The organism is Streptomyces sp. NPDC054863 (genome assembly GCF_053610825.1).
Map to the genome: position 1 here is coordinate 25230 of NZ_JBSGZD010000053.1, position 12145 is coordinate 37374.

At 68.5% G+C, this 12145-nt stretch carries 14 protein-coding genes; 11 read left to right on the forward strand and 3 right to left on the reverse strand.

Going from position 1 to position 12145, the window contains the following annotated elements:
- Positions 1-215: 215 nt before the first annotated feature.
- From ACWGIG_RS13185 to ACWGIG_RS13210, 6 genes are read left to right on the forward strand one after another with little or no spacing between them, the layout of a single operon-like run.
- Positions 216-1037, forward strand: coding sequence for a hypothetical protein (locus ACWGIG_RS13185; RefSeq protein ID WP_453321649.1), 822 nt, complete (start codon positions 216-218; stop codon positions 1035-1037).
- Positions 1034-1780, forward strand: coding sequence for a zinc finger domain-containing protein (locus ACWGIG_RS13190; RefSeq protein WP_453321650.1), 747 nt, complete (start codon positions 1034-1036; stop codon positions 1778-1780). Before ACWGIG_RS13185 ends, ACWGIG_RS13190 begins: the two co-directional genes overlap by 4 nt.
- Entirely contained in the window at positions 1777-2088 is a 312-nt protein-coding gene (locus ACWGIG_RS13195; protein ID WP_453321651.1) for a hypothetical protein, read from the forward strand. The genes ACWGIG_RS13190 and ACWGIG_RS13195 overlap by 4 nt, the downstream gene beginning before the upstream one ends.
- A complete protein-coding gene (locus ACWGIG_RS13200; protein WP_453321652.1) occupies positions 2085-2264 on the forward strand; it encodes a hypothetical protein in 180 nt (59 codons plus the stop codon). The genes ACWGIG_RS13195 and ACWGIG_RS13200 overlap by 4 nt, the downstream gene beginning before the upstream one ends.
- Positions 2261-2575 (forward strand): hypothetical protein, encoded by a 315-nt coding sequence (locus ACWGIG_RS13205; protein WP_453321653.1) that lies wholly within the window; start codon positions 2261-2263, stop codon positions 2573-2575. Before ACWGIG_RS13200 ends, ACWGIG_RS13205 begins: the two co-directional genes overlap by 4 nt.
- A 26-nt stretch (positions 2576-2601) precedes the next feature.
- Positions 2602-3435 carry a hypothetical protein gene (locus ACWGIG_RS13210; protein WP_453321654.1) on the forward strand — a complete coding sequence of 278 codons (834 nt, stop codon included), beginning with the start codon at positions 2602-2604 and terminating at the stop codon, positions 3433-3435.
- 644 nt (positions 3436-4079) lie between these two features.
- Here the strand turns inward: ACWGIG_RS13210 and ACWGIG_RS13215 are convergent.
- Both ACWGIG_RS13215 and ACWGIG_RS13220 read right to left on the reverse strand, forming a co-directional pair.
- On the reverse strand, positions 4080-4214 hold the full coding sequence (locus ACWGIG_RS13215) for a hypothetical protein (protein ID WP_453321655.1): 135 nt from the start codon (positions 4212-4214) through the stop codon (positions 4080-4082).
- A 230-nt stretch (positions 4215-4444) separates the two neighbouring features.
- Entirely contained in the window at positions 4445-5350 is a 906-nt protein-coding gene (locus ACWGIG_RS13220) for a restriction endonuclease (protein ID WP_453321656.1), read from the reverse strand.
- A 329-nt stretch (positions 5351-5679) separates the two neighbouring features.
- On the opposite strand from ACWGIG_RS13220, the gene ACWGIG_RS13225 reads away from it, so the two are divergent.
- Positions 5680-6126, forward strand: coding sequence for a helix-turn-helix domain-containing protein (locus ACWGIG_RS13225; protein ID WP_453321657.1), 447 nt, complete (start codon positions 5680-5682; stop codon positions 6124-6126).
- Positions 6126-7385 (forward strand): PBSX family phage terminase large subunit, encoded by a 1260-nt coding sequence (locus ACWGIG_RS13230; protein WP_453321658.1) that lies wholly within the window; start codon positions 6126-6128, stop codon positions 7383-7385. The genes ACWGIG_RS13225 and ACWGIG_RS13230 overlap by 1 nt, the downstream gene beginning before the upstream one ends.
- Here the strand turns inward: ACWGIG_RS13230 and ACWGIG_RS13235 are convergent.
- Positions 7362-7730 carry a hypothetical protein gene (locus tag ACWGIG_RS13235; RefSeq protein ID WP_453321659.1) on the reverse strand — a complete coding sequence of 123 codons (369 nt, stop codon included), beginning with the start codon at positions 7728-7730 and terminating at the stop codon, positions 7362-7364. The two genes, ACWGIG_RS13230 and ACWGIG_RS13235, sit on opposite strands and share 24 nt — an antisense overlap.
- Before the next feature lie 159 nt (positions 7731-7889).
- Here ACWGIG_RS13235 and ACWGIG_RS13240 point away from each other — a divergent pair, with 159 nt between their 5' ends.
- The 3 genes from ACWGIG_RS13240 to ACWGIG_RS13250 all read left to right on the forward strand — a co-directional run bounded on the left by ACWGIG_RS13240 (position 7890) and on the right by ACWGIG_RS13250 (position 12053).
- Positions 7890-9302: a phage capsid protein gene (locus ACWGIG_RS13240; RefSeq protein ID WP_453321660.1), complete on the forward strand. Its 1413-nt coding sequence runs from the start codon at positions 7890-7892 to the stop codon at positions 9300-9302.
- A 280-nt stretch (positions 9303-9582) separates the two neighbouring features.
- Positions 9583-9747 carry a hypothetical protein gene (locus ACWGIG_RS13245; protein ID WP_453321661.1) on the forward strand — a complete coding sequence of 55 codons (165 nt, stop codon included), beginning with the start codon at positions 9583-9585 and terminating at the stop codon, positions 9745-9747.
- Between the two features lie 23 nt (positions 9748-9770).
- The gene (locus tag ACWGIG_RS13250) at positions 9771-12053 is read left to right on the forward strand and encodes a phage minor capsid protein (RefSeq protein WP_453321662.1); all 2283 of its coding nucleotides are present in this window, start codon (positions 9771-9773) and stop codon (positions 12051-12053) included.
- Positions 12054-12145 lie beyond the last annotated feature (92 nt).

The window sequence follows — 12145 nt, forward strand, 5'->3', positions numbered from 1 at the left end:
AGCAAGCCGTTGTCGGCGCCGCCTCCCAGTGATCTACGGCCCCAACTTGCCGACTCGGTGCGGGCATTGGGACGGGAGCACCCTGCGCTACTGCCGCGCCGTCGACGGCGTTCGCCGCTACCTCACCGGCAGTCGCTGCCCCCTTCACACCCCTGCCGCCCTCGCCGGGCAGCCCGAGCCGCCCGGATCGCCAACGCCACACAGGAGAAGGACCGTTGAGCCTCGACGCGATGGATTGGGTGTGGACCAAGTCCGCGGCCAAGGGCACCGCCCGCACGGTGCTGCTCGCCATCGCCGACAAGTGCCCTGACAAGTCCTGCACCGCGTACGCCGGTACGACGATGCTCGTTCAGCGCACCAACGCCGCCCGCTCGTCCGTGCAGACCGCCGTCGACAAGCTGCTCGCCGGCAACGAACTGGAGACCGTGAAGGGCGAAACCGGCCCCCGGGGAGAAACGGTTTACCGGCTCCCCCTTGCCGTCGGGCACTTCCGGGCCGCGCCCGAAGAGTCCCGTTCGAGGGGCCCGGAATCCGGGCCGGTACGGAATCCGGGCCCGCCCGGAAACCGGGCCCCCGGGGGCAGTGAATCCGGGCCCCAGGGGCAGGGAAACCGGGCCCCCACCGGCCCGGATTCCGGGCCCCAGAACGCAAGAGAACGCAAGCACCAAGCAGAACAGCAGCCACGCGCGACCCCCTCGCCGTTGATTCCCGAGCTGCGCTCCCTCGGCGATGCCCTCGACGCTTCCGGCGTCGCGGTCCGCTGGACGCTCGGCCTCGGCGAGCAGCGCGACACCTACCGCCTCGTCCAGGCGCACGGTGTCGAGGCCCTCGTCGAGCTCGCCGCCCGCCGCACCTCCCCGGGCACCGAGGCCAAGCCCGCCCGGTACTGGCTCAAGGTCTGGTCCGACCTCGACCGGGCGCCCACTGGCCCGAACGTCGTCCCCTTGCGCCCCTCGGCCGGACCCACGCCGTACACCGACAACCTCGCCGCCGGCCTCGCCCTGCTGAAAGCCCAGAAGAAGGGCACCACCCCATGATTGAAGACGAGTTGACGGCCCTGCTGGCCTTTGCCCGCACCCGTGATTCCCGAGTGCACCGGATCCTCGCCGACCCGCAGCAGTCCGCCCGCACCATCGCCGAATGGACCGACGCCCTCGCCGACGTCCCCGCCATGCTCCCCGCCACCGGGTGGGACGCCTCGCACGCCGTCCGCCGCTACTACGAGCAGCGCGGCAACGACCGCTCCTCGCAGTTCCGGCCCGTCGAGCCGCACGACGTCCTCGCCGCATGGGCGCCGCACCGGGCCGAGCTCATGAACCGGCACACCGACCCCGTGCCCGCCGCCGACCCGGATAACCCGCAGGCGTGGCGCGAGGAACTGCTCGGCACCCGCGCCGCCGTCGCACACGGACACGTGCCACCCGCGCAGTACCGGGCCGCCATCGACCGCCCCGGGCAGCGACGGCTCGTCGCCCTGGTCGAGGACGTTGGAACCGTGCCCCGCTCGTACGTACCGCCCGCAGTAGCCGACGAGCTCGCCGCGCAGGGGTTCGGCACACGGCGCAAGGGGTTCCCCGAGCTGGAAGTCGGATGCCCTCTGCACACCTGCCGCGCGCATCCTCGCCGACGCTGCCGACGGCCCAGCGGAACCGAACTGCGCGAGCACACGCACGACCTGCGGCAGCGCGCCTACTCCGAGCACCTCGGTCACCTCATGGCCCAGACACCAGCCGGACGGCCCACCCGCGCCCGCCACTCCACCGGAGGACAGCACCGATGACCCCCGACGCCGTTCGCGCCTCGATGGCTGCCCACTTGGTCGAAACCCTCGACGTGCACCCCCACCTCGCCGCCATGACCGCCCAATCCCTCTCCGACCGCCTCACCGCCGACGGATGGGAAATCAACACCGTTCGTGTGCAGGACATCGGTCATCACCAACACCACGAACACCAACCGGCGCGACCGGTCGCGCCTCGCGCGCGGGAAACCCTCCGCGTACTCGACGTTCATGAAGTTGCGGACGAAGAAACCCCAACCCGTCGCCTCGTCCCTCGCCGTACCCGTACGGACGGAGCGACCCCGTGAACGCCCACCTCGTCGCCGCCCTCGTCGCCCTGCTCGTCCTCGCCTCGGGTGTCCCGCTCGGCCGGCTCGCCTGCCGACGCGACCCCGGACCCCTGCGACGCCACCCTGCCGACACCCGGGGCGCGTGCCCCTCCGACTGCCGAACCTGCACCGCACTGAAGGAGCGCCACCAGTGAGCCGCCGCATCGACTCCCGACGAGGACGTACTGCCCACCGCGACGCCGCACGCGACGAACGCCGTGCACGGCTGCGTCTGCTGCTCGCCCGCGTCGACCGGGGCGTGCTCACCCCCGAGGACTGCGCGGCCCTGCGCGGCGAGGTCGAGGCTGAGGTCGCCGAGTCGGACACCTACCGGCGCAGCGCGACCGGGCAGCAGGCAGCAGCCATGCGCTTGCACCACCGGATCGAGGCCGCCGAGCAGGCCCTCGTCGAAACCGAGGCCGAGCGCGACGAGGCCCTCGCCCTGCTCGCCGACACCCGCGCGTGAGACCAGAACGAACAGGAGCAGCGCCGATGCACCACGCCACCGCCGTACATGAGACCGTCGCCGCCCTGCGCACCATCCGGGAGCAGTGGGGCGAGCTGCTGCTCGCCATCGCCACCCCGCCCGCCGCCGTCTGGCCCCCGAGGCAGCTCGCCCACACCATGCGCGGCGACGAGCAGCTCGTCGTCGAGGACCGAGCGCCCCTCGTCCTGCGCGAGCACCCCGCCCCGGCCAACCTCGACGCACTCGACGCCGGCCTCGCCATCGAGCGCGCGATCTTCGACGTCGCCGACACCCTCGCCGCCGCTGTCCAGCAGGGGCAGGGCCCGCAGGACCCCCGACGCTGGGCATACCCCGACCCGGGCGCAGTCGACATCCGGCGCAGCCACGGATCGAGGGCGCACGGGCTGCACTTCGCCTGTGTGTGGGTCGAGGGGCGGGTGCGCGACGAGGACATCGAGCCCGAGCGGCAGCTCGACGGAAGCCTCGCCGGTGCCCCATTCGCGGCTCTGCCCCCGCATCTGCTGCACGAGGTACGCCGTACTGCCCGCATCGCCGAGGGGCGGCTGCTGCGCTCGCTCGGCCTCGACCAACGGCACACCTCCGTCCCCGTACCGTGCCCGTGGTGCGGAGGCGAGCTCACCCTGCGCACTGGGCCCGACGAGGCTCCGAGCGCGACATGTTCAACCGGTGCCCCATGCACCGCACCCGTACCGCTGGACGCGCAAGAGTGCCGCGTATGGGCTTGGTCAGCCCTCCCTGAGCTTGTGATCGCGCTCGATCACAGTCCGCCTCGTCGCCAGGGCTCAGCGCGCCCTCGTGGGTGCTCTGGCAGGGGTACCACACCCAATTCCTTTTCGTAGGAGAAACGGTGAATTGCACGTGTGAGTGCCTCTGCGTCGGGATCCTCCCTCTAGTTAAGTTCACGTAGAGAGGCGGTACCGGTGATGCACGTATGCCCGAGCACGATCAGCGCCATCATTGACACGGTCGACGGCAATGACGGCGTCTCCTTGGTCAGAACGGCAACTGTTAAAGCCCTCGAAGGTAAGGAGCGCCTTCGAATGGCACGCCTTGAAGAGGTCTTCAGGCTCCTGGAACAGCGGGGATACAAGTGCTATCCGAGTACGCCCATCTCCTCGACCGCATGGACCTTCACGGTCTACCGGCGCGATCTGTTGAACGTCGACCTAACCAAGATCGCGGGCAAAGTCGAGCTGGCAACGGCGATGGAGTGCGTCCTTAACTCGTTGCGTCACCCCTACTGGGCCCGCGAAGCGCCCTTTCAGCGTCAGCTGCGAGATGCTCTGCGGAGGCTTTCGACCGCACGAACGCGGGAAGCGCAGGCAACCTCACAACACCTCCGAGCCGTTTAGCGCCCGGAAGCCCACGCACGTCCGCCCCACCACGCACTTCTGTGGCGGGGCGGACGCTTGCCCGCTGAGGGACACGCTGTGTCAGATGCGCGACCTTGCAGGTTGGCAGGGCAAGACCCTGCCGGATCGGCCTAAGCCGTCCGGCGGGCCTCGAAGACCACCAGGAACGGGGAGACGTAGCCGGACGCCTCCACCGGGGTGGCCTTACCGGACAGGACGAGGCAGACGCCGGCGGCCAAGGCGCCGCCGTACATCAAGCCGCGCATCGTTTCGGAACGCGGGCCCGCGGGGGCCGACGACTCCTTATCTTCGTTCTGGTTGGGTTTGTCAGGGGTGGACTCAGCCATACTGAACTTGCTCCTGTTCTGCGAAGGGCGAGAGCACGGGCCACCCGCGGGGCCTGAGAAACAACGCGGGTGGCCTGCACCTTTGTGCGCGAGGAAGGGACCTCGCAGCGGAGTACGTCAACGATGGGGCAAAACGGGCACCCACTCGATTACGCACTTGTCTGGGCGTATCCATCCCCTTCCGGCCAAATGACCTTGATCTCTACGGACTCACAGAGATCAAGAAGGTCGCCCTCGGGCCGGGAAGGCACGAGAAGTGCGAGGTGCCGCGGTCGCGGGTGGATGTGGCGGCGGTAGTCGACGAGTTGTCCGATGGCCATGCGAACGGCTTCACGGGTGACGGTGCCCTTGGCCTCGACGAGGATTTCATCTGTGGCGTCGTAGATATCCGTGTACAGGGCTTTGAGCACACCCTGCGGGAGGATCTTGTGGCGCATGACCTCGTGGCCTTTGCCGCGGAGGTGCTCGACGTACGCGCGCACGAGTGACGCCTCGCGGCGTTCGGCTTCATAGGGCCCTCGGGCTGGGTCAACGAGGGCGCGTTCGGCGTGCTGCTGCTCAACGTCCACCTCGGCAACCACGGTCTTGCGACTCGGGGTGTGGGCGAGCCGACCACCCTTGCGCGTGGTTTCGTCCACCGGGTCCAGGCGAAACATGATCACGCTGCGGACTTCGCCGTTGGTGTCGGGGGCGTCCGTGCGGTACCAGGGGTCATCGTCCGCGAGGACGAACTCACCGACGTACTCAACTACTCCGGTTGCTACGTACTGGAAGAGGCGGAGCGCCCGTCCTTCTTCCGCATGGCTCAAGATCGTCAGGTTGCCCTGCGTCATCTTTTGGTCGCCGAGTTGCCCCTCACCTGCGTAGTGGTAGCAACCGTCGTCGCCCCAGCCGTCGAAGTAGCCGTGCTGGCGCCCCTTCACCGGGTCCGTGAACAGCAGGACATTAGCGGTCACACGCGATGGGCCGATCCCTCCCTGCCGGCGACCGCCGTAGATCGCGTGCAGGTCCGTCCGCTTGAGCCGCTCACCCACCGGCACCGTCCACTCGACCACTTATCGGCTCCATCTTTAGGTCACATCTGGCACCTAAAAATGTACCGCACCCTGTCGATGTGAGCGCAGCCATGACCACCGTCCGACGAGATGAGCGGCGCCCCCTGATCCACGAATTAACTAACCAACTAGCTACTTTTGATCCTGCATCAGGTGCTTTAGGGCGATTGGAATGTGCCATTCCGCTGCCACCCAGCTCGGTTGCGCGTTATCGAATCGTGACCTAAAGTTCGAGGTGCCTCCGGCGTGCCCGGAAACAACACCCCCTGACCCGTGTGCCCCGCCCCCCCGGTGGTGGGGCACACGCATGTCCGCCAGGAGGTGAGCACGTGGCCGAGCCGATCACCGACCGGGACCGCGAACAGGTTCGCCAGCTGCACGCCGAGGGCAAGTCCCGAAACCGGATCGCCCGCGAGCTCGGGCGCAGCGCGGCCACCGTGAGCAAGATCGCCCGATCGGAGGGGCTCGCGTTTAGCGGGGGCGCTCGCGTCGCCGCTGCCACCGAGGCTCGACGAGCAGACGCTGCCGCACGGCGCGAGTTGCTCGCCTACGAGGCCCTCGACGGTGCGCTCGGCCAAGTTGCCCGCACGGGAGGGGCCGAGACCGCACGCGATGCCCGCGATCACGCGACGGCCGCACGCGCCTTGACCGAAGTACACGCCCGCGTGGCCGAGCTCGCCCGACACAGCAGCACGGGGAGCAGCGGCGGCTCGATGCTCGACCGCCTCGGCGAGGCCCTGCTCGGCAGGCCCGGGGGTGACGGACAGGGGGCGTGATGGGCGAGCCCGCCCCCCTCTCCGACAAGCAACTCGACTCCATCCGAGGCGCGCTCGCCCGCATCAACATCTGGCACGGCTCGGTGCGCAGTGGGAAGACCATTGCGAGCCTCGTCTGCTTCCTGCTCATGGTGCGCCGCGCCCCCGCCTCGGGCCTGATCGTCATCTGCGGGCGCAGTCTCCAGACCATCGAACGCAACTGCCTGGACGTCCTGCAAGACCCGATCCTGTTCGGGGACGCCGCCGCCGAGGTCCACCACACCCGGGGCGCGACAACGGCCGTGATCCTGGGGCGCGTTGTGCACCTGATCGGCGCGAGCGACGCGCGGGCCGAGGGCCGGCTGCGAGGGCTGACTGCCTCGCTCGCGTACTGCGACGAGGTGACGCTGCTCCCCGCAGCGTTCTTCCGGCAACTGCTTGCCCGACTGTCGGTGCCCGGGGCGAAGCTGCTCGGCACGACGAACCCCGACTCGCCCCGCCATTGGCTGCGGACCGATTACCTCGACCGTGCCGACGAACTCGACCTCGCCGCCTTTCACTTCCGCCTCGCAGACAATCCGTCGCTGGAGCCGGCCTACGTCAACGCGCTCGCCGCCGAGTTCACCGGCCTATGGCGCCGCCGCATGATCGAGGGCGAGTGGGTTGTCGCCGAGGGCGCGATCTACGACTGCTACGACGAGCAGCGGCACCTCGTCGACGAGCTGCCCACCATGCACCGGTATTGGGTCGGTCTGGACTACGGCACGGCGAACCCCTTCTCGGCCCTCGTGCTCGGCATGGGGGACGACAACCGGCTGTACGTCGTGAGCGAGTGGCGCCACGACTCGCGCGCCGCACACCGGCAGATGACTGACGCCCAGTACAGCGACGCCGTACGAGCCTGGCTCGACGAGCTCGGCGTCGAGCCCGAGTGGACGTTCGTCGACCCGAGCGCCGCGTCGTTCTCCACACAGCTTTGGGCCGACGGGCACCCCGGCGTCACCAAGGCCGTGAACGACGTCCTCGACGGCATCCGGTCCGTGTCGGTCGCCCTCGCGTCCGGCCTGCTCCGCATCCACCGCTCATGTGCCGGCCTGCTCGCTGAACTCCCCAACTACGTATGGGATTCGACGGCTGCCGAACGCGGCGAGGACAAGCCAGCGAAACGGGACGATCACTCGCTCGATGCCCTGCGGTACGTGATCCACTCGACGGCGCACGAGTGGCGTCACCTCCTCACGGCATCTACTTCCCGTTCATCCGCCACGCTTCTTATCTAGATCCCAGCCCAGGAAGAGCACCCCAACGGTCATGAGGCCACCAGTCATCACTAGTGAGCGCGCGTCGATCAGGGCCCCCAAGCCCCCGACAGCGAAGCCAAGGAGGAGCAGGACAAGCAGCGCACGGCTCTGCTGCATCTTTATGCGCTCACTGTGTTCTTGCTGATCCTGTAGTTGCTTCTCTTCTTCTCGGCGGACCTGGCGCAGGGCCGCGGCCATCTGCTCTTGAAACCGGTCCGACGGCGCAATGACATTGATGTCCCCCCGGACGTCCCGCGCCTGAATCGACATCCCGTGGATATGGCTGCCGGTGATCTTGTTGAAAGTGTCGTTGCCCCGGTGCATACGTCGACGGTAGTGCGCAACTTGGGAACCAGTGGGCCAAATCGCAGCATTGGTCAATGACCGTCTCATCCAAGCTGAGGTTGAAAGGGGGAGCTTGTGCCACTGCCTGAGAACGGCGCCCCGTGGCCCCCGCCGCACCTCTCCCGGCTGCTCGCCGAGATGCGCGTCGATGACGCGTGGTACTCCGGAGATCACAAACGGCTCGCCGCCGTCTACCGGAACAGCCCGACGCGCAAGGACGGGCGACGCCGCCTCTGGGCACGCGACCACCCGCAGCCTGGCAAGCACGAGTCACGCCTGCACATCCCTCTCGCCGGCGACATCGCCACCGCTTCCGCCGACCTGCTGTTCGCCGAACCGCCCGTGTTCACCGTCGCCGACCCAACGACGCAGGACAGGCTCGACGAGCTCGCCGAGTCGGACGGCATCGCGAACACGCTGCTCGAAGCTGCCGAGGTCGCCGCCGCCCTCGGGGGCGTCTACCTCCGTGTCACGTGGGATAACGAACTCGCAGACCGGCCCCTGCTCACGGTGGTGCACGCCGACGCCGCCGTGCCTGACTTCAGGTGGGGGCAGTTGACCGCCGCCACCTTCTGGCGCGAGCTCCCCTCGGACTCCGCCACCGTGTGGCGACACCTCGAACGGCACGAGAAGGGCCGCATCCTGCACGGCCTCTACCAGGGGTCGCCCGACCGCCTCGGCACACGGGTGCCACTCACCGAGCACCCGGAAACCGCCCCGCTCGCTGCCTCCCTCGGCCCCGAGGGCGACGCCATCGTGACCGGCCTCGACCGCCTTACCGCCGCCTACATTCCCAACGTCCGCCCGAACCGCCGTCACCGCGGATCGCCGTTCGGACTCAGTGACTACGGCGTCCCGCTGTATGACCTGTTCGATGGCCTGGACACCACATGGACATCATGGATTCGCGATCTGCGGCTCGCCCGCGCGCGGCTGATCATCCCCGATGCCTATCTGCGCGATCACGGGCCGGGCAGGGGAGCCTCGTTTGACGACGACCGCGAGGTCTGGCAGCTCCTGAACATCCCGCCGACCGAGACCAACGGGGGCATCACCATGGCCCAGTTCGCGATCCGAGTCGACGAACACGAGCGGACGGCCGAGGCAGCCACCAAGCAGGCCGTACGGTCCGCCGGCTACTCGCTCGGTACGTTCGGCATCGGCGACGAGGGCGGCGCGGTAACCGCGACCGAGGTCAAGTCGCGGGACCGCCGCAGCCTGACCACGCGCGGCAAGAAGTCGCGTTACTGGGCGCCGCAAATCACCGAGATGCTGTTCGTGATGCTGCTGCTCGACCGGCAGATGTTCACCCCGGGCCTCGTCCCCGAGCGGCCTCGGACCGAGTTCGGCGACTCCGTGAGTGAGGACATGAACACCCTCGCGCAGACCCTTTCCCTGTTCCAGCAGGCGCAGGCCGTAAGCGTCGACACAAAGGTGCGCATGGTCCACCCGGAGTGGGACGAGACGGCCGTGCAGGAAGAAGTCGCACGCATCCTCACCGAGACCGGGCAGTCCGTGCCCGACCCCATGCAATCGGGGGCGCTCATGTAACTGTATAACGAATCCCAGCCACCCCATCATCACGTTCCAGACAAATCGCAATGAAGATTTCCGGCTGCCCATTTCACGCGTATTCGTTGCCATAAAAGAGAACCGAATCGAGCGACTGAATGGAGGTCCATAAAAGGTTGCAGGTCAGAGGGTGCGATGTGACACAAGATTAGCGCATTTCCTCATATTTATACGCAGCTTCACTTAGAGCAAATCTATATCAATAACACTCCCCTCCAGCCGTTTGCGCTGGTCAGGTGCGAGTCTCCATGCTCTGCCCATGGACATCGCAACCGGCGCGATCATCGCCGCCTTTGGAGTACTCGGGCTCTTCATCACCCTCGCAGCCGCAACCCTCCGTCAGCTCCCTGACCTCATTGCCGCATACCGGGCAGTGCAGCGCAGCCTTAGGGACCCTGATGAATCGAATGGTTCCGAGATGTAAGAACGTCGCACGATCGGGGGGACATGCCCGTTCACCCCGGAATGGTCGAGGATCTCTCGGCCGGCGTCCGCGACCTGTACGCAGACGCCGAGCAGCGGCTGTTCGGCATCGTCGCCCGGCAGCTCGCCGCCGGGTACGACGCCCCCGGTTGGGCCACCGCGAAACTCGCCGACATCCAGCCGCTGCGCCGTGCCGCGCAGGGAGTCGTCGGCTCCCTTGCCACGGCGACGCAGTTGGAAGTGTGGGACGCCGTCGCCGAGGCGTACAACGACGGCGCACGGGCAGGGCTCGCCGAACTCGGCGCCCTGCACGACGACGACGTACGGCGCATCGCCGAGAGCACCCCCAACACCCGGGCGGTCGACCGCCTCGCCGCCGAGACGATCGAGCTCGTCACCGAGACCCATCGGGGCATTCTGCGCGGCGTCGAGGACGGGTTCCGGCAGGTGATCGCCGAAGTCTCGGCGACGCCGCTCCTGGGCATTGACACCCGCAGGCAGGCCACCCAACGGGCGATGGAACGGTTCGCCGACCGGGGGCTGCGTGTGTTCGTCGACAAGGGCGGGCGCGCGTGGCAGATGACGTCTTACGCCGAGATGGCCACCCGTACCGCTGTGGGGCGTGCCGCAGTCGAGGGGCACGGCGACCGGCTGCGCGCCGCTGGACTCGACCTCGTCATCGTGTCCGCCGCTCCCCATCACTGCCCGCTCTGCGACCCGTTCGAGGGCAAGGTCTTGTCCCTCGACGGCCCCGACGGCGCCCGCACGGTCGAGGCCGAGCACACGGTCGAGGACGGACGCACCGTGCGCGTGGACATCGCCGGAAGTGTCGCCGAGGCGCGGCGGCGAGGGCTTCAACACCCAAACTGTCGCCACTCGTTGAGCCTCTTCCTTCCTGGCGTGACCGTTGCCCCCGTCGACCGTTCCGAGGACTCCGACGGGTACGAGGCGTCGCAGAAGCAGCGCGCGATCGAGCGCGGGATCAGGAAGTGGAAGAACCGCACCGCCGCCTCAACCTCGCCCGAGGGCAAGCGTGCGGCAGAGGCCAAGGTGCGTGCCTGGCAGAAGCGACAGCGTGAGCATCTCACCACCCACCCCGAACTCATCCGGCGCCGCGAACGCGAGCAGCCCGGAGCAAGCAACCTCCCGCCGGCCAACGGCACAGCCGGACGAGCCGGTACGCCGGACGGTCCGAGGTCGGACCCGTACGAGGCCGCGCGCGTCCGCGCGGGCGACGCTCGCACGCTGCCCGAGATACCCGACGAGCAGCTCGGCGCCGCCATCCGGCCCGGAGTCCTCGACGGCCGCGACCTCGACCGCATCCGGGCCGAGGGCGACCGGCGCGACGAGCAGGCCCTGCTCGACCGCGTCCGCCCGCAGGGCCGGCTCGTCGACGACCTCACCCCGTTTTCCGACGACGAGCTCGCCCGGATCTCCGCCCGCCTCGGCGACGAAGACATGCTGCGCGTCATGGCGGAGATGGACCGACGCGACGTCGACGCCGCCATGCCAGGCATCCGGCGGGACCTCGTCGGCATGTCCGAGCAGGAACTCGCGCAGCGCGCCCGCAACGTCGAGGGCGACCAGACGGCGATCGGTGCCGAGGTGCACCGCCGCCGCCTGCTCGCCGAGCTGTTCCCCGGCGGGCGGCTCGCTGCGGACCTGTCCGCGCTCGGCGACGACGTCATCGTCTGGGGTGTGCGTTACGCCGCTCCGGACGACGCCGCACGGATCGCCGCCGTGATCGACCGCCGGTATCCCGCTCCCCCTCCCCCGGCATCGAACGGTGCCACCGTCGCCGACACCCTCGCCAACCGCGCCGCCCTCGACAACGCTCTGCGGCCCGTCCGCCTCGATGACCCGCCACCCGCAGACCCCGACGAGTGGGGCGCGTACGGGCGCGACATCGAGAAAGGGCCCGACGGGACGGCGCACATGTCCGCCACCGAACGCTGGGCGTACGAGAAGGAGCTCGCCGAGCGGCAGGCCCAAGTCGCGTACACGCGGGCCGAGATACGCGAGATGTACCAGGAACACATCTATCTGCAATGGCTCGCCGCCGAGGATGCCACCCGGGGGAACCTACTCAGCCGAAGCGCCGAGGCTGCCGGCGTTGACCCCCGGTCGCTATTCAGCGGCCCCTCGCACGTTGCCTACTCCCGTGCGTCTGAGGACCTGATCAGGTTTTGGGAGGGCGGGTCACCGCGCGTGACCCTCGTCGAGTTCACCGAGCAGGTATCCGGCGTGCGCAGCAGCGCGGGCGATACCGCCCGCAGCGCGCGCGAGGACCAACATCGAAAGTTCTGAGTCAGTCAAAGCCCCGTCACCTGCGGTTTTTTGACTGGCCATCAGCGTTACGAAACTGTGACCCATGCCTCCGGGAGCGCGGAGACGCGTGG

Coding starts and splice junctions, on each gene's coding strand:
- ACWGIG_RS13190 (WP_453321650.1), top strand. CDS start 1,034: ATGATTGAAGACGAGTTGACGGCCCTGCTGGCCTTTGCCCGCACCCGT.
- ACWGIG_RS13195 (WP_453321651.1), top strand. CDS start 1,777: ATGACCCCCGACGCCGTTCGCGCCTCGATGGCTGCCCACTTGGTCGAA.
- ACWGIG_RS13210 (WP_453321654.1), top strand. CDS start 2,602: ATGCACCACGCCACCGCCGTACATGAGACCGTCGCCGCCCTGCGCACC.
- ACWGIG_RS13215 (WP_453321655.1), bottom strand. CDS start 4,214: ATGCGCGGCTTGATGTACGGCGGCGCCTTGGCCGCCGGCGTCTGCCTC.
- ACWGIG_RS13230 (WP_453321658.1), top strand. CDS start 6,126: ATGGGCGAGCCCGCCCCCCTCTCCGACAAGCAACTCGACTCCATCCGA.
- ACWGIG_RS13235 (WP_453321659.1), bottom strand. CDS start 7,730: ATGCACCGGGGCAACGACACTTTCAACAAGATCACCGGCAGCCATATC.
- ACWGIG_RS13240 (WP_453321660.1), top strand. CDS start 7,890: ATGCGCGTCGATGACGCGTGGTACTCCGGAGATCACAAACGGCTCGCC.
- ACWGIG_RS13245 (WP_453321661.1), top strand. CDS start 9,583: ATGGACATCGCAACCGGCGCGATCATCGCCGCCTTTGGAGTACTCGGG.
- ACWGIG_RS13250 (WP_453321662.1), top strand. CDS start 9,771: ATGCCCGTTCACCCCGGAATGGTCGAGGATCTCTCGGCCGGCGTCCGC.